This is a genomic window from Polaromonas sp. P1_E12, assembly GCF_056405975.1.
Map to the genome: position 1 here is coordinate 16,705 of NZ_JBFUBB010000005.1, position 15,923 is coordinate 32,627.

Genomic DNA, 15,923 nt, shown 5'->3' on the forward strand with positions numbered 1-15,923 from the left:
GGGGACTTGCTACTGGTCTAATACAGGTTGCCGTCCCCTTCGGGCGGTATCCGTGAGACAAATGCAAGACAACCCGACCCAAGTCCCCCTGTGGCGCCAGCTTCAGGGCGCTGCTTCCCTTTTAATGGCCGTGCGTGATGGCCAGTCCATGACCGCCGCGCTGGAAGATGTGGATGCCGCGTTGCGGCCCGGCGTCCAGGCGCTGGGTTTTCACACGCTGCGCTGGCTGGGCCGCGCCGAGGCCTTGCGCCAGCAACTGGCGCGCCGCCCGCCGCCGCCCGAGGCAGATGCGTTGCTGTGTGTCGCCCTCGCCTTGGCCTGGAACGAAATCGATGTCAGCTGGCCGGAACAATTTTCCGGCGGGCCGCCCCCAGGAAAATTAGCCCCTTCTTCTTCTGAATGGGGCAGCGCACCGCCGAAGGCCCGCGAAGCGACAAGCGCGGGGGCCAGATACACGGCACACACGTTGGTCGACCAGACCGTTGAAGCCGCCAAGCGCGGCGACGCCACACAGCACCAGGCCAGCTTTATCAATGGGTGCCTGCGCCGGTTCTTGCGCGAACGCGAGGAGCTGGTGGCACGCACCGAGAAAAGCCCGCAGGCCGTGTGGAACCATCCCCAGTGGTGGATAGACCGGGTGCGCAAGGACCACCCCGGGGACTGGCAGGCCATACTGCAGGCCAACAATACCCAGGCACCGCTGATCTTGCGCATTAATGAGCGAAAAACGACTCAAGCCCAATACCAGCATGCGCTGGCAGCTATCAATATTGAAGCAACACCGGTCGGCAGGCAGGGAGTCATCCTCGCCCGTGCGCAGGCCGTGAGCTCGTTGCCGGGCTTTGCGGAAGGGCATTTTTCGGTTCAGGACGCCGCGGCGCAGCTGGCTGCGCCTTTGCTTCTGGATGGTTTGAAAGCCGAGGGCGGTGAAGCCGGGAGGCTGAAAGTGCTGGATGCCTGTGCTGCACCGGGCGGCAAAACCGCTCACCTGCTTGAACTGGCCGATTGCGACGTGACAGCGCTGGACATTGATGCGCGCCGCTGCGAGCGCGTGAAGCAGAATCTGCACCGCCTGGGTCTGCAGGCTGACATCCGTGTCGGCGATGCCGGCCAGCCTGATTCCTGGTGGGATGGGCAGGCATTCGACGCGATCCTGCTGGATGCACCCTGTACGGCTTCGGGCATCGTGCGGCGCCACCCGGATGTACGCTGGCTGCGCCGGCCCACGGACATCACCCAATTGGCCGACATCCAGGCGCATTTGCTTAAAACGCTCTGGCTTTTGCTCAAGCCCGGCGGGCGCCTGCTGTATTGCACCTGTTCAGTTTTTCGCGCGGAAGGCGACAACCAGATACAAACGTTTCTTACGCACCACACCGACGCCTTATTAAAGCCTTCGCCGGGGCATTTGCTCCCCCAAAGTGGCGTCGGAGCGACGGTCTTCCCGGACAATTTGATGCGTGAACACGACGGTTTCTATTACGCCCTCCTTGAAAAACGCAGCCGCTGACAGCTGGCGGCGTGCGGTGGGCATCATGGGGCGTTTTCTGCCAGGGCTGTGCCTTTGCATCGCGATGGCCGCACCGGGACCGGCGTTGGCCACCGAGATCACGCAGCTGCGCGTGGAGCGCGGTGACGATGGTGTTCACCTGTCCGCGCAGGTCCGGTTTGAGCTTCCGGCGGTCGTGGAAGACGCCCTGCTCAAGGGGATCCCGATGTTTTTTGTGGTCGAAGCCGACATTTACCGCGACCGCTGGTACTGGACGGACCCGCGCGTGGCCAGTGCGGCCCGCACCGTTCGCCTGGCATACCAGCCATTGACCCGCCGCTGGCGCGTCAACATTGCTTCGGGCCTCATCACCAGTTCGGCGGGCCTGCGCGCCACACTGAACCAGAATTACGAGACCCTTCCCGAGGCCCTGTCTGCCATCCAGCGCGTGGCGCGCTGGAAAATCGCCGATGCGGCCGAGGTCGACCCCGACGCCGCCCACAAGCTTGATTTCAGTTTCAGGCTCGACCTGACGCAGCTGCCGCGCCCCTTCCAGATCGGGGTAGCCGGGCAAAAAGACTGGAATATCTCCGCGCAGGTCAGGGAGCGGCTGAAACTGGAGCCCGCCACGCCTGTGGTCTCCAGCGCCGAGGGCGTCAAGTGAACCTGCAGGTCAGCGGCGGCTCCCTCAAGAGCAGCAAGGCTTTTCGCTGGACGGTCGGTGTCGGGGTGGGGGCCATCGCGGCGCTCGGCCTGGTGCTGATGTTCCTGCTGACGCAGGCCACCGGCAATCGCGAGCTGTACGAGCGCAATTACGCACTGCTCTTTGTGCTCAACGTGGCCGTTGCCGGCTTGCTGCTGCTGGTCATCGGATGGATTGTGGCGCGCCTTGCACTGCGGCTGTACCGCGGCCGCTTCGGCAGCCGGCTGCTGGTCAAGCTGGCCGCCATCTTTGCGCTGGTCGGCCTCATGCCGGGGCTGATGATTTATGTGGTGTCCTACCAGTTTGTGTCGCGGTCGATTGAAAGCTGGTTTGACGTGGAAGTGGAGGGGGCGCTGGCGGCCGGGTTGAACCTGGGCCGGGCCACGCTGGACACCCTGGCCGCCGACCTTGGCAACAAGACACGACAGGCCGCCACCCAAATTTCCGAGACGCCGGACGCCATGGCTGGCCTCGCACTTGAACGCCTGCGCGACCAGCTCCAGGCCAGCGATGTGGTGCTCTGGAGCCCCTCGGGCCAGGTGATCGCCAGCGCAGGTGAGTCGCGATTTCTGCTGAAACCCGAACGCCCTTCGGTGCAGCAACTGCGCGCAGCACGCACACAGCGCGTTGTCACGCAGATTGAAGGCCTCGATGAGGTGGTGTCTGCCGGCAACGGCGAGCTGGCCGCAGGTGGGGCTGCCGGTACCGCGCCGGGGGCCGTTGCGCGGGTCAAGGCGATTGCCGTGGTGAACAACCCCAATGTGAACGTGCTGGGCGACGCGCGGTTTTTGCAGGTGACCCAGCTGCTGCCTGAGGGCCTGGTGGCCAATGCTGTCGCCGTCCAGGAAGCTAACCGCGAATACCAGGAGCGCGCGCTGGCACGCGGAGGCCTGCGCAAGATGTATATAGGCACACTCACGCTCAGCTTGTTCCTGGCCGTATTCGGTGCGGTACTGCTGGCCGTGGTGCTGGGCAACCAGCTGGCCAAGCCGCTGCTGGTGCTGGCGGAGGGCGTGCGCCAGGTGGCCCAGGGCGACTTGACACCCAAGGCCGCCCTGCAGGGCAAGGACGAGCTGGGCGGGCTCACGCGTTCTTTTGCCGACATGACACAGCAGCTGGCCGATGCCCGCTCGGCAGTGCAGCAAAGCATGAGCCAGGTTGATGCCGCGCGCGCCAACCTGCAGACCATTCTGGACAACCTCACCGCCGGCGTGATCGTGCTGGATGTGCATGGCCGCATCCAGTCCAGCAACCCTGGGGCTACCCGCATCCTGCGTGCGCCGCTGGCGGCATACCACGGAAAATCGCTGGGCGAAGTGCCAGGCCTGGGCCTGTTTGCCAAAGATGTGCTGGCCCAGTTCACCGATTACCTCAGCGATGGTGCGCCGCACGGGCTTGAGCATTGGCAGCAGTCTTTTGAGCTCAACGCGGCCGTGCCCGGTGCGCCCGACAACGCCATCACGCTGATCGCCCGTGGCGCCAAGATGCCGGGCACCGAAGAGTTTTTGCTGGTGTTTGACGATGTTTCCGAAATGGTGTCGGCCCAACGCGCGCAGGCCTGGGGCGAGGTGGCGCGCCGCCTGGCCCACGAGATCAAGAATCCGCTCACGCCGATCCAGCTGTCGGCTGAGCGCCTCGAAATGAAACTCACCGGCAAGGTCGGCGAACCCGAGCAGCTGTTGCTCACCAAATCCGTCAAAACCATCGTCGACCAGGTCGACGCGATGAAGCGGCTTGTGAATGAATTCCGCGACTACGCCCGCCTGCCGGCAGCCGAACTCAAGCCTGTTGACCTCAATGCATTGATCAACGATGTGATGCAGCTCTACCTCAGTGACGATCACAGCGAACTGCGCAGCGGCAGTGCCGCGGTTCCGGTCGTTACAGAGCTGGACCCCAAGGCCCCGAAAATCCAGGGCGACGACCAGCAGCTGCGCCAGGTCATCCATAACCTGCTGCAGAACGCCCAGGATGCGCAGGAAGGCAAGGAGGACGGGCGGGTCACGCTCAAGACCGAATACTCTGAAACGTCCAGGCGTGTGCGTCTGACGGTGCGCGACAACGGAACGGGCTTCCCCGAACATATCCTCAAACGCGCGTTCGAGCCCTACGTCACGACCAAGGTAAAGGGTACGGGGCTGGGGCTCGCGGTCGTCAAAAAAATTGCAGATGAACACGGAGCCCGCATCGATATTTCGAACCGCGTGGCAGACGGTTTGGTGCAAGGGGCACAAGTGTCGTTATCATTTGCAGTTGTGGCTTAACAACACATTCAGTAACACTTCGATATCCGCACGGCATTCGCAATAACAGGCAGGCAGCAATTCAATCATGGCAAATATTCTGGTGGTCGACGACGAGCTGGGCATACGCGACCTTCTCTCAGAAATTCTTAATGACGAAGGGCATCAGGTCGAGCTCGCCGAGAACGCCGCTCAGGCCCGCGCCGCCCGCGGACGTTCCAGGCCCGACCTCGTGCTACTGGACATCTGGATGCCCGACACTGACGGCGTGACGCTGCTCAAGGAGTGGTCTTCCAGTGGCTTGCTGACCATGCCCGTCATCATGATGAGCGGCCACGCCACGATCGATACGGCAGTCGAGGCTACCAAGATCGGCGCCATGGCGTTTCTTGAGAAACCCATCACCCTGCAAAAACTCCTGAAGGCCGTGGAGCAGGGCCTCACCAAGGCAGCTCCCCGCAAACCCGCCGTAATGAACAGCAGCCCCGCGGCACACGCAGCCGACCTCACGGTAGAAGCCGTGATGACCGGCGGGACCTTGCCGACACCCGTCGACCTGGGACCGCAGGCCACGCAGAGTTTTCTGCTGGAAAAACCATTGCGCGACGCGCGTGACGAATTTGAAAAAGCCTACTTCGAATTTCATTTGGCCAAGGAAGGCGGCTCCATGACCCGTGTGGCGGAGAAAACCGGCCTTGAGCGTACCCACCTCTACCGAAAGCTCAAGCAACTCGGCGTGGATCTGACCCGCGGCAAACGCGGCGTCTGACTCGCCGGCCCCCAGCGGGCCGGGCCTCCCTTTCTGGTGATATATAATCTGAGGCTCAGGCCCGGTAGCTCAGTCGGTAGAGCAGAGGATTGAAAATCCTTGTGTCGGTGGTTCGATTCCGCCCCAGGCCACCATATTCCATGCGCCCCAGCGCCCTTTTAGGGTTCTGGGGCGTTTCTACAATTCTTGTAGGTTTTCTACAATCCCATGACTTCCAGGTTGTTCGGTGTTAGCTTGGAAAGCTTCAAAGCAACCTTCGACCTGGAAAGGTCGCGCATAGGATCAGTGGATGGTTTACGGGCGTTGGCAATACTGATGGTATTCAACGTCCATTTTTTTGGCTTCTATTCCGCCCAAAACTACTTCCTGGCCAACGACAGTCTGCTGAGCAGGGTGATTGGCATCCTTCGCGCAGGGCATTTGGGTGTTGATCTGTTTTTTGTGATCAGCGGATATTTAATCTATCTGAGCATTCGCGGTAAGCGCCAAGGGTTTTCATTCTTTAAAAAACGCGCACTTCGGTTGCTTCCTGTTCATGTCCTTGTTTGCCTCTACGTTGCAACCGGTACCACAGGAATCAGCATTGGAATTGTGGCGTTGAATGCCAGTTTTCTTGCCCCCCTATTTGGAGTACCACTACTTAACGATGTAACGTGGTCATTAACATGGGAATGGCTTTTTTACCTGTTCATTTTTGCAGCGGCGGCACTGAACTTTAAAAACGAGATTTGGTTGATTGTCACGGTAGCTCTACTTGCAGCCAGTTTCCCATATCTGGCACGTGAAGTCATTGGCTGGCCAGTGTTTTTCCAACCGGAGCGATTCATTGGATTTTTGTTTGGTGTCGCCCTGGTCTTGTTTCAAAGGTTTAAGGAGTCAATTGTCCAGTCGGCTGTCTGGCAGGCTGCAGTAGGCACGTCATTTTTGGGCATTTTGATTTTGCAAATAATTTGGTCTCTTTGGAGCGGACGAATTGTGACTTATCCTTTTCAAGCAGGTTTTTACATAATTGCGGGTATTTTTTTTACCGTCATTTTGCAAGCTTGCTTACAGGAAGGAAGTAAAGTGCAGCGGTTTTTTGCTCATACATTGTTGCGCTTCATTGGGAAAATCAGCTACTCTTTTTACATCATTCACGCGATAGTAATCGGCACTTTTCTTAACCGCTTTTCGCCCGCTGATTCAATCGGCATGGTGTTTTTTTATTACGCCGTGGTTCTATGCGCCGTCATAATTTTGGCTAGTGGACTGTATTACCTGCTTGAAAAACCATACTTCAATAGAGCCGTTGAAGGCTGAGTTTCGATTTTGGCGATGATGACAAGCCTGCTGGCGTCCGGTTTCACCCGCGTTCCCGTTCGGGCTTTCAACGGAACTCAACAGCCTTCGAGTGGCCCGTCGCTCATGTCCAGCCTCCATCGATGACCAGGTCCTGCGCCGTCATCATTTCACTGTCATCGGAAGCCAGGAACATTGCTGCCTTCGCAATATGTTCAGGCATCAAATCCCCCGGCAGGCATTGCGCACGGGCCAGGTCTGCCTTGGACTCGGGTGTGACCCACAGCCGCAACTGTTTTTCCGTCATGGTCCAACCCGGCACCAGGGTGTTCACCCGAATGCGGAAGGGCCCGAAGTCTCGCGCCAGGCTCCTGGTGAGCCCTTGCACGGCCGCCTTGCAGGTGGTGTAAACCGGCATGCCGCCTTGCTTGAGCATCCAGCTGACCGAGCCGAAGTTGACGATGGAGCCACCGCCCAGCGCTTTCATGTCCGGCGCGACTTCCTGTGCCGCGAAGAACTGGTGCTTCAGGTTCACGGCGACACCCGCGTCCCAGGATTGCGGTGTCGTGTCCTCGATCAGGTGTCGCTCGTCGTTGGCCGCGTTGTTCAGCAACACCCGGATCGGCCCGATCTGGGAGCGAAGCACTTTGATCGCCTGGCGCATTTCGTCAGTGTCGGTGACGTCGCTGCGCATGAAATGCACGCGCTTGCCGAGCTCCTTCGCCACACTTGCCTGAAGGGCGAGTGCGTTGTCCACGTCGATGTCGATGAACCCGACCTTCGCATCTTGCGCTGCGAACTGCCGCACCAAGGTGGCACCGATGCCGGTCGACCCCCCGGTGATGAGGACGGACCGGTCTTTCAGGCTGGGATAGCGAGTTTGCATGTTCATGTGAATCGTCTCCTAAATTGCGATGTGCAGCGGCGGGGGGCACGCGCGATGCTAGGCTCGACTCGGGCCCGGCACCAATTCAATTTCCGGTGCGAGCGATAGCAATCCGCGCATCGTGCGCTCATGGATGCACACCTCAGGGGACGGGGTCAGTCCCCCACCCAACGCAGCTCGGAGGCGCGCAGATGGGCGAGCATGGCAGCCTGTGCGGCTATCGGATCGCGTGCATCCAGAGCGCTGAGAATAGCTTCATGTTCCTTCAGCGCAGCCTTCCAGGTGCGTGGGTTCTCGTATTTCGAAGACAGCTTGGCCGAGATCGGGCTGTGCCGTTCATCGAACAACTCGGCGATGATGCGGGCCATAACCGAATTACCACTCATCTGCGTGAGCGTCATGTGAAAGCGTCGATCAAGATCCAGCGGGGCGCGGTTGCGATCCGTTTCAGCCCTCATTCTCGTGACGATCGTCCTAAGCTGCTTGAGCTGCTCAGGGGTGCCGCGCGCGCAGGCAAGGATCACCACCGCGCTCTCCAGGGCGGAGCGCGTCTGCATCAGTTCCCTTGGGCTCTCGCCGAGTGCGGGTGTGGCCTTCCCGGAAGTGCGTTTAGGTTGAGGGCAGACGTAGACACCCGAGCCGCCACGGATCTCGACACTGCTCTGGACGTCCAGGGCAATCAATGCCTCGCGCAGCGAAGGGCGGGACACGCCCAGGAGCAATGCCAGCTCGCGCTCGGCCGGCAGACGGTCGCCGACCTGGAACGATCCTTTGGCGATCAATTCCCTGATCTGATCGGCGATCTGCTGATACAGGCGGCGGGGTTCGGCAGGCTTGGTAACTCTCATGACGGGGAAGGTGTAACGAAAGGATCATACCGTCGGGCGGTGCCCCTGCGTGGCCATGGCCGGTAAGTTGTGGTGGAAAAACCTTGTCTGGTCAGACCAAAATTGGTACATTCAAAAAATTGGCATGACCAAATTTATCAACCTTCAACGCTTCGATCTCGCTTCGATCCGGCTCGTGGTGCTTTGCGCCGAGTCCGGTTCATTGTCGGAAGCTGCGCGTCGCTGCCACTTGTCCCTGTCGGGCGCCAGCCACCGGCTGAAGGCTTTCGAGGACGCGGTCGGGGAGCCAGTCTTCCAGCGCCACCGCCGGGGACTGCGCATCACCATCCGTGGGCGCCACGTGGTGTACTGCGGCATGCAGCTTCTGGACTGGGTCGACCGCCTGGCCGGGCCGGCCTTGTTTGATGGCGAGATGCCGGAACTAATTTTGAACGGAATATCAGAGGCTGCGAAAGTACCGCTTCCGCTGCTGGGAGTCTCCCCAGGTTTTCCGAGATTCGAAAGCTCGCCGCCGAGAGTGGTCAGTCCAAATTAGCAAATATGTCGTTACCGGCCTGACCCCTGCACAAGGCCAATCATGCTGACGTGATCCGTGAAGGAACGCGGATTCCGGTTCCTCGCCCACGATGGAAAGTACATCCTCGTTTCCATCGTCCGCGACAGCATTACTCTCTCCGATCCTGAGTTCCACAAGCGCGAAGCCACGTTACTTGGCGGCCGCAACGCGACGGTCGAGGATTTCCGGACTGTCATGTCGACCCGCTCCTGGAGCTCGCCGCCCGTGTTGGCGTCGCAGGCAGGCTGACCCGCCTGCGGCGCCTTGGGTTCTGAGGGGCGATGCAGCCTTCGAAGCGGCGCAAGTCAAGGGAAAGCCCTGATGCGGTCCGTTATGGCCAGACCAAAAATGAATTGGTTAAGTTTTGGCCTGGCCAAATGCTTCGCGCAATCCTGCGCCGTTGTCAGCTCGCCGGCTTCAGAGACCGGCTTACTCTAAACAGGAGACAAGCATGCAAACGAGACGAGATATTCTGGCCGCGGGCGCGGCCGCAACACTGGCCGGCCTGGGCGCGCCGGCGCTGGCGCAGACCTACGAGCCGGCCTGCTTCAAGCCGTTCTCCGGCAACACCAAGACCATCCAGTATCCGGCCAAGAAGGGGCCGTACCGTATCGCGCTGGCCAATGGTTATGCCGGCAACAGCTGGCGCATCCAGATGATCAAGTCGCTGAAGGCTTATGCAGCAACGCCGGAGATGAAGCAGCACATCAAGGAGCTGAAGGTCGTGTCCACCGGCACGGACGTGGCTGCGCAACTTGGTGCCATCGACAACTTCATCAATGCGGGCTTCGACGCCATCCTCACGATCGCGGTGTCGCCCACCTCGTTCAAGCCGGTGATCAAGCGCGCCAAGGAGGCCGGTGTCGTGCTGATCCCGTTCGACAATGTGCTCGACACCGACGAGGTGATTCAGGTGAACGAAGACCAGCTGGAGATGGGCCGCCTGATGGGCCGCTGGCTGGAGAAAAATGGCGTGACCAGCGGCAAGGTGCTGGAGATCCGCGGCCTGCCGGGCAACTCGGTGGACCGCGACCGCCACCTGGGTTTCCGCGAGATCATGGACAAGCACAAGCAGGTCCAGATCATCGAAGTGGTGGGCAACTGGGACGACGGCACTTCGCAGAAGGTAGCGGCCGACGCGATTGCCGTGCATGGCCGCTTCAACGGCATCTACACGCAGGCTGGATCCAACGGCACCATTCGTGCGCTGATCGAGGCCAAGCACCCGTTCGTGCCGATCGGTGCGGAAGGGGAAAATGGCTTTCGCAAGATGGTCTATCAGCACCATAAGGACGGCCTCAAAGGCGCTTCGGCCGCGCAGTCTCCTGGCCTGGTCTCCGTGGCCCTGAAGGCGGCCATCGCCGCACTGCAAGGCCAAAAGCTGCCGCAGTACATCTCGGTGCCCATTCCCTACGTGGAATACCAGAACATGGCACCCGGCAAGAACTTCTACCCGGATTTGCCCGACACCTTCTACGTGGCCAACGAGTTTCCGCCTTGCAACATCAACCTGACGGCGCCGGACATCATGAAGCAGAGCGAGGGAAATACCTGAGATCAGCCTTGGAGTTTTAACGCCGGGCTGTGTGGCCGCGCCCGGCTTTTTCCTGTTTGGAGGCTTTTCTTTTCGTGACCCAGAAACTCTTGCTCGAACTCCAGGGCATCACCAAGCACTACGGCGGCGTATGTGCGCTTGACAGCGCGGACTTTGCTTGTACGGCAGGTGAAATCCACGCTGTTCTGGGCGAGAACGGTGCCGGCAAGTCGACCTTGATCAAGATCATCGCCGGCGTCGTTCAGCCCGACGCGGGTCGCATCCTGCTGGACGGCAAGGAACTGCGGCTGGACTCTCCGAACGCCGCGCGCGAGCGCGGCATCGTCTGCGTGTTCCAGGAACTGTCGCTGGTCCCGGACTTGTCCGTGTGCGACAACATTTTCCTGTCCAGGCCCCCGATGAAGTACGGCCTGATCGACGCCAGGACTCAGCAAGAGCGAGCTACCGAGCTACTCTCCTTGCTGGGTTGCGGCGACATCCATCCCATGGACCGCGTGCGCGACCTGCCGCTATCCCGCCGGCAGGTCGTCGAAATTGCCAAGGCGCTAGGTGCGCAGCCGCGCCTGCTCATCCTGGACGAGGCGACCTCCGCCCTCAGCAGCGAAGACGTGGAACGCCTGTACCGCCTGCTCTTCAGTCTGCGAGACCAGGGCGTCGCAGCGCTGTTCATCTCGCACCGCATGCACGAGGTCAAGGCGCTCGCCGGTACCTGTTCGGTCTTTCGCAGTGGTCGCCGCGTCGACACGTTTGCCAACGGCACGCGGACCGACGCTGAAGTGGTGCAACTCATGATCGGTCGTGACGTCGCCAAGTCGTACCCGCCCAAGACCGGTCCGGCCACGGATGCGCGACCGGCTGTCACGGTCAAGTCCTTGAGCTGGGAGCCCAGCCTCCGGGACATTTCGCTGGAGATTCTGCGAGGCGAGATCGTCGGCCTGGGAGGGCTGGACGGACAGGGGCAGCGCGAATTGCTGCTGGCGCTTTTCGGCGTGCTTAAGGGTGTGCACGGCGAAATCGAGGTTTTTGGTCAACCGGTCACCAATCTGACGCCACACATATGCAAGCAACCCGGGCTGGGGATTGCCCTCATCCCGGAGGATCGCAAGACCGAAGGGTTGGTCTTGCCCATGAGTATCCGTGAGAATGCGAGCCTTGCCCGGCTGGAGGCGCTCACGCGCTACGGCTTGCTGAGCCCGGGGGGCGAGCAGGCGGCCGTGGCGCAGATGGTGGACAAGTTGCGCATCAAGATCGGTTCCGTGGAAGACCCGGTGCAGACCTTGTCCGGCGGCAACCAGCAGAAGGTGGTGATCGCCAAGTGGCTGATGACCCAGCCGCGCGTGCTCCTGCTGAACGATCCCACACGCGGCATCGATGTGGCCACCAAGCAGGAAATCTATGTCCTGTTGCGCCAGCTTGCTTCCCAGGGCGTGGCCATCCTGCTCTACTCCACCGACTACGAAGAACTGATCGGCCTGGCGGACCGCATCCTGATCATGTACGAAGGACGCATCGCGCGCACGCTTGTCGGGGAGGAGATCACCGAGCAGGCGATTGTGGCCTCATCCCTCAACGTATCCCTCGCTTCAACCGAACCGGAGGCCGTCACATGAACAGGGAAGAATGGCTGCGAGGGCTGCGCCGCAACAGTGGTCCGCTGAGTGCGCTGGTGGTGTTCATCCTGATGTTTTCGCTGTACCTGCTGGAGCATCCGCGCTCGATATCGGTCGGCATCGTCACCACGGCCTCGAACAAGGCGGCGCTGCTGGCCATCGTTGCGATGGCCCAGACCCTGCCTGTCATCACGCGCGGCCTGGACCTCTCCGTGGGGATGGTGATGGTGCTCACCAGTTGCCTGGCCTCCGTCGTGGTGAACGGTGCGCCTTGGCAAGTGGCACTCGGGGTGGTGCTGGTATTGGCCTCCGGGGCGGCGGCCGGTGCCCTGAATGGTGCAATCGTCGTATTCGGGCGCCTGCAGCCGATCATCGTCACGCTCGCCACGGGCGCAGTGTTCTTCGGCCTGGCCTTGCTGCTGCGTCCTGCGCCGGGCGGGGAGGTCAGCGAGGGCTTGTCAGACGCGCTGACCGGTCGTCTCTTCGGCACGATTCCCACAACGCTGGTGTTGCTGGCCGTGGTCATCGTGCTGGGCTGGATGCCCTTCAGGCGCACGGTCATCGGCCGCGCCTGTTATGCCGTGGGGTCGTCCGAGCAGGCGGCTTATCTTTCGGGCGTTCCGTCGCAGCGGGCCAAATTCATCGCGTACACCGCCGCGGGACTGCTTTCAGGGCTTGCCGGGTTGCTGCTGTCGCTGATCTCCCTGTCGGGCGAGGCCAGCTCGCCGCAGGCGGGCCTGTACACCCTCAATTCCATCGCGGCGGTCGTGATCGGCGGAACCTCGCTCTATGGGGGCGCAGGGGGCATGGTGGGATCGGTGTTGGGTGCCTTCGTGTTGCGCACCATTGGCGACCTGCTGTTCGTGTTCAATGCGCCTGCGCTTTGGCAGCCGCTGTTCGAAGGACTCATCCTTCTGGCTGCTGTGTGCGTCGGCGCGCTCCACGTGCTTCGCCTGCGAAACCGCCTGGACCTGTTCTGATGACCAGCCTCTCCGTTGACACTCCGCGCTCCTCCGCCACCAGCAAGCGTGTGTTCCAGCGACTGCTGTTGAATCCGCCGGCCATGGTGGCCCTGTGTTCGCTGGCCCTTCTGCTGGCCGCCAGCGTCGTCAACAGCAACTTCCTGATGCCGGGCTACCTGCTGCTGCAACTGCAGATCGCCGCCTTCCTTGGCATCACAGCCGCCGGGCTCATGGCCGTCATCCTGTTGGGCCACATTGACCTGTCGGTGCCCTGGACCATCACCACCGGGGCAATGATGGCCGCCGCCGCGGGCGCCACCTATGGCGCCGGCTGGGCGATCCCCGCAGGCATCGCCTGCGGCGCGTTGATCGGCCTGGTCAATGGGTTGGGGGTGGCGATCCTGCGCATCCCTTCGATGATTTTCACGCTGGGCGCGAACGCCGTGCTGCAGGGCCTGATGGTCCTTTACTCAGGCGGGCATGCACCGGTGCACGGCGCTACCGAGCTGATGCGTGCACTGGGCGTCGGCAGGACGTTTGGCGTGCCCAATGCCGTGTGGACCTGGGTGGCCGTCTCATTGCTGTTCTACCTGGTGCTGGCGCGCACTGCCATCGGCCGCTACGTGTACATCATCGGCAACACCGAGCGCGCCGCCTACCTGTCCGGCGTGCGCACCGGCAAAGTCATCGTGCTGTGCTTCGTGGCCTGCGGGGCTCTGGCAGCGCTCGCCGGCATACTGCTCGCCGGCTACTCGGCCAACGCCTACCAGGCCATGGGTGATCCCTACGTACTGCCCGCGATCGCCGCGGTCGTGCTGGGCGGCACCAACATCCTGGGCGGCCGCGGCAGCTACCTGGGCACCGTTGCAGGCGTAGTGTTCATCGTGCTGCTGCAAAGCGTGCTTGCGGTGCTGCAGATGCCCGAGGCGGGCCGCCAGATCATTTACGGCGCGCTGATCCTGTGCATGCTGCTGCTGTATGGCCGTTCGGCCAGGGTGAGGTGATCTTGGCTGACCGCTATGGCATCCGGGGCGATTTCCTGCTGCACGATGTGCGTTTTCGCGGACTGGTTCCGCCGAACGGGTTTGTAGAAAAGCTCTTCACCGGCACGCGTTGGGCGGAGGGCCCCGTGTATTTTCCGGCCGGCGACTTCCTGCTGTTCAGCGACATCCCCAACAACCGCGTCCTGCGGTGGGTGCCTGACGGCGCAGGCGAGGGCAACGTAGTAGAGTTTCGCAGGCCCTCCAACTTCGCCAACGGCCATACGCGTGATGGCGAAGGCCGCCTGATCAGCTGCGAGCATGGCACGCGCTGCGTCAGCCGCACCGAGCTCGATGGCAGGCGCATCGTGATCGCACGCGCCTTTGAAGGCAAGCGGCTGAACTCGCCGAATGACGCCGTTGTCGCGCCCGATGGCGCCGTGTGGTTCTCCGACCCGACCTACGGGATCCTGTCCGATTACGAGGGTTATGCGGCCGAGCCCGAGTACGGTGGCCGTTACGTGTTCCGGGTCGACGCCGGGAGCGGGCGAATGGAAGCTGCCGCCACGGACTTCGTGCAGCCCAATGGATTGGCGTTTTCTCCGGACGGCACCCTGCTGTATGTGGCGGATTCCGGGGCATCGCATGATCCGCAGGGGCCACGACACATTCGGGTGTTTGACGTGGCAGCCGGCGGCCGGCTGCGAGGCGGCGAAGTCTTCGCCACCGTGGATGCGGGCATACCGGACGGCCTTCGCGTAGACCTGCGCGGCAATGTGTGGACCAGCGCCGGAGACGGCGTGCATTGCTTCTCGCCGCGGGGCGAACTGCTCGGCCGGATCCTCGTTCCCGAGCCGGTGGCCAATGTAGAGTTCGGCGGGCCGCGAGGTAACCGCCTTTTCATCACGGCCACGACGTCGCTGTACGCCTGCTACCTGGCGACGTCTGGTGTCTGGGCACGCAGCCTGGTGTAGCTCACGACGTCGCGGCGACTCTGAGAATGATGAGCCGCAGCTGGGCCCGCCGCTGTGGCTTGCAGCGGGCCCCGACTGTCAGTGTCAATACTTGCGGTTCGGGAATTCCTTGGCAGCCACTTCGGCCGGGAACACGCCCTCGATCGACTTGATCCAGCGTGGCAGCGTTTGCCCCGAGGCGGCTTTGGCTGCCGCTTCCATCAGCTGGGGACCAAGCAGGGGGTTGCACTCCACGCTGACATTCATCTTGCCGGCGATCATCGCCTCGAAGGCGCCCTTGACCGCATCCACGCCGATTACCAGGATATCCTTGCCCGGCTTCAGGCCCGCTTCCTCGATGGCCTGAATCGCGCCGATGGCCATGTCGTCGTTGTGCGCGTACAGCACGTTGACCTTCTTGCCTTCAGCCTTGAGGAAGGCCTCCATGACTTCCTTGCCCTTGGCGCGGGTGAAGTCGGCGGTCTGCGAGCGGATGATCTTGTAGCGCGGATTGGCTTTGAGCCCTTCCTCGAAGCCTTTCTTCCGTTCGATCGCGGGATCGGAGCCCACGGTGCCCTGCAGTTCGACGATGTTCACGTCGCCCGTGGTGTTCTTGGTGTTATCAAGCAACCACTGGGCGGCGCGCCGGCCTTCCTCGACGAAGTCCGAACCCACGAAGGTGGTCCAGGTGGAGGGATCCTTCACCACCACACTGCGGCTTTCCAGAATGACGGGGATCTTGGCGGACTTGGCCTCCCGCAGCACGGTATCCCAGCCCGTCGTGACGAGCGGCGCGAGGATGATGACGTCCACCTTCTGGGCGATGAAGGACCGGATTGCCTTGATCTGGTTCTCCTGCTTCTGCTGTGCGTCAGAGAACTTCAGTTCATAGCCGGCCGCGCTGGCAGCGGCCTTGACGGAGTCCGTATTGGCTGTGCGCCACTCGCTTTCGGCGCCGGTCTGCGCGAAGCCGATCACCAGCTTCTTGCCTTTCGCCTGGCTCCAGGCCGGTGTCGCCCAAGCGTATGCCAGGCCGGCGGCCGCCATGATGGCGGCAAAGCTGCGTCGTTTCATCGGGTTCATCTTGTGTC

At 61.8% G+C, this 15,923-nt stretch carries 14 protein-coding genes, 1 tRNA gene and 1 pseudogene; 13 read left to right on the forward strand and 3 right to left on the reverse strand.

Going from position 1 to position 15,923, the window contains the following annotated elements; translation table 11 throughout:
• The first annotated feature begins 61 nt into the window (after positions 1-61).
• The 6 genes from rsmB (at position 62) to AC1D13_RS14800 (ending at position 6,503) form a co-directional block, all read left to right on the forward strand.
• On the forward strand, positions 62-1,510 hold the full coding sequence (rsmB, locus tag AC1D13_RS14775) for a 16S rRNA (cytosine(967)-C(5))-methyltransferase RsmB (protein ID WP_477666886.1): 1,449 nt from the start codon (positions 62-64) through the stop codon (positions 1,508-1,510).
• The gene (locus AC1D13_RS14780; RefSeq protein WP_457282634.1) at positions 1,491-2,153 is read left to right on the forward strand and encodes a DUF4390 domain-containing protein; all 663 of its coding nucleotides are present in this window, start codon (positions 1,491-1,493) and stop codon (positions 2,151-2,153) included. Before rsmB ends, AC1D13_RS14780 begins: the two co-directional genes overlap by 20 nt.
• Positions 2,150-4,456 (forward strand): ATP-binding protein, encoded by a 2,307-nt coding sequence (locus AC1D13_RS14785; RefSeq protein WP_457282635.1) that lies wholly within the window; start codon positions 2,150-2,152, stop codon positions 4,454-4,456. Before AC1D13_RS14780 ends, AC1D13_RS14785 begins: the two co-directional genes overlap by 4 nt.
• A 67-nt stretch (positions 4,457-4,523) precedes the next feature.
• The gene (locus AC1D13_RS14790) at positions 4,524-5,204 is read left to right on the forward strand and encodes a response regulator (protein WP_457282636.1); all 681 of its coding nucleotides are present in this window, start codon (positions 4,524-4,526) and stop codon (positions 5,202-5,204) included.
• A 58-nt stretch (positions 5,205-5,262) separates the two neighbouring features.
• A tRNA-Phe gene (locus tag AC1D13_RS14795) sits at positions 5,263-5,338 on the forward strand.
• A gap of 73 nt (positions 5,339-5,411) precedes the next feature.
• Positions 5,412-6,503, forward strand: coding sequence for an acyltransferase family protein (locus AC1D13_RS14800; protein ID WP_477666884.1), 1,092 nt, complete (start codon positions 5,412-5,414; stop codon positions 6,501-6,503).
• Between the two features lie 103 nt (positions 6,504-6,606).
• Here the strand turns inward: AC1D13_RS14800 and AC1D13_RS14805 are convergent, their stop codons facing one another.
• On the reverse strand, positions 6,607-7,374 hold the full coding sequence (locus tag AC1D13_RS14805; protein WP_457282637.1) for an SDR family NAD(P)-dependent oxidoreductase: 768 nt from the start codon (positions 7,372-7,374) through the stop codon (positions 6,607-6,609).
• A 149-nt stretch (positions 7,375-7,523) separates the two neighbouring features.
• Positions 7,524-8,216: a FadR/GntR family transcriptional regulator gene (locus AC1D13_RS14810; RefSeq protein WP_457282638.1), complete on the reverse strand. Its 693-nt coding sequence runs from the start codon at positions 8,214-8,216 to the stop codon at positions 7,524-7,526.
• Positions 8,217-8,340: 124 nt separating this feature from the next.
• Here AC1D13_RS14810 and AC1D13_RS14815 point away from each other — a divergent pair, with 124 nt between their 5' ends.
• From AC1D13_RS14815 to AC1D13_RS14845, 7 genes and pseudogenes are all read left to right on the forward strand, one after another.
• Complete coding sequence (locus AC1D13_RS14815; protein ID WP_457282639.1) at positions 8,341-8,751, forward strand: helix-turn-helix domain-containing protein; 411 nt, start codon at positions 8,341-8,343, stop codon at positions 8,749-8,751.
• Positions 8,752-8,817: 66 nt separating this feature from the next.
• Positions 8,818-8,970 (forward strand): annotated as a pseudogene (locus AC1D13_RS14820) (dehydrogenase); the annotation flags it as partial.
• 253 nt (positions 8,971-9,223) lie between these two features.
• On the forward strand, positions 9,224-10,327 hold the full coding sequence (locus AC1D13_RS14825) for a sugar ABC transporter substrate-binding protein (protein ID WP_457282640.1): 1,104 nt from the start codon (positions 9,224-9,226) through the stop codon (positions 10,325-10,327).
• Positions 10,328-10,401: 74 nt separating this feature from the next.
• Positions 10,402-11,937: a sugar ABC transporter ATP-binding protein gene (locus tag AC1D13_RS14830; RefSeq protein WP_457282641.1), complete on the forward strand. Its 1,536-nt coding sequence runs from the start codon at positions 10,402-10,404 to the stop codon at positions 11,935-11,937.
• The gene (locus AC1D13_RS14835) at positions 11,934-12,917 is read left to right on the forward strand and encodes an ABC transporter permease (RefSeq protein WP_457282642.1); all 984 of its coding nucleotides are present in this window, start codon (positions 11,934-11,936) and stop codon (positions 12,915-12,917) included. The genes AC1D13_RS14830 and AC1D13_RS14835 overlap by 4 nt, the downstream gene beginning before the upstream one ends.
• On the forward strand, positions 12,917-13,903 hold the full coding sequence (locus tag AC1D13_RS14840; protein ID WP_477689797.1) for an ABC transporter permease: 987 nt from the start codon (positions 12,917-12,919) through the stop codon (positions 13,901-13,903). The genes AC1D13_RS14835 and AC1D13_RS14840 overlap by 1 nt, the downstream gene beginning before the upstream one ends.
• A 2-nt stretch (positions 13,904-13,905) precedes the next feature.
• Positions 13,906-14,853 (forward strand): SMP-30/gluconolactonase/LRE family protein, encoded by a 948-nt coding sequence (locus AC1D13_RS14845; protein ID WP_477689798.1) that lies wholly within the window; start codon positions 13,906-13,908, stop codon positions 14,851-14,853.
• Between the two features lie 84 nt (positions 14,854-14,937).
• Here AC1D13_RS14845 and AC1D13_RS14850 read toward each other — a convergent pair whose 3' ends face one another.
• Positions 14,938-15,915, reverse strand: a complete 978-nt coding sequence (locus AC1D13_RS14850; RefSeq protein ID WP_457282645.1) for an ABC transporter substrate-binding protein — start codon at positions 15,913-15,915, stop codon at positions 14,938-14,940.
• Positions 15,916-15,923 lie beyond the last annotated feature (8 nt).

Bases quoted from the DNA above. Each gene is read 5' to 3' on its own strand.
- AC1D13_RS14835 (WP_457282642.1), top strand. From the start codon at position 11,934: ATGAACAGGGAAGAATGGCTGCGAGGGCTGCGCCGCAACAGTGGTCCG.
- rsmB (WP_477666886.1), top strand. From the start codon at position 62: ATGCAAGACAACCCGACCCAAGTCCCCCTGTGGCGCCAGCTTCAGGGC.
- AC1D13_RS14825 (WP_457282640.1), top strand. From the start codon at position 9,224: ATGCAAACGAGACGAGATATTCTGGCCGCGGGCGCGGCCGCAACACTG.
- AC1D13_RS14840 (WP_477689797.1), top strand. From the start codon at position 12,917: ATGACCAGCCTCTCCGTTGACACTCCGCGCTCCTCCGCCACCAGCAAG.
- AC1D13_RS14810 (WP_457282638.1), bottom strand. From the start codon at position 8,216: ATGAGAGTTACCAAGCCTGCCGAACCCCGCCGCCTGTATCAGCAGATC.
- AC1D13_RS14815 (WP_457282639.1), top strand. From the start codon at position 8,341: ATGACCAAATTTATCAACCTTCAACGCTTCGATCTCGCTTCGATCCGG.
- AC1D13_RS14850 (WP_457282645.1), bottom strand. From the start codon at position 15,915: ATGAACCCGATGAAACGACGCAGCTTTGCCGCCATCATGGCGGCCGCC.
- AC1D13_RS14800 (WP_477666884.1), top strand. From the start codon at position 5,412: ATGACTTCCAGGTTGTTCGGTGTTAGCTTGGAAAGCTTCAAAGCAACC.
- AC1D13_RS14790 (WP_457282636.1), top strand. From the start codon at position 4,524: ATGGCAAATATTCTGGTGGTCGACGACGAGCTGGGCATACGCGACCTT.
- AC1D13_RS14805 (WP_457282637.1), bottom strand. From the start codon at position 7,374: ATGAACATGCAAACTCGCTATCCCAGCCTGAAAGACCGGTCCGTCCTC.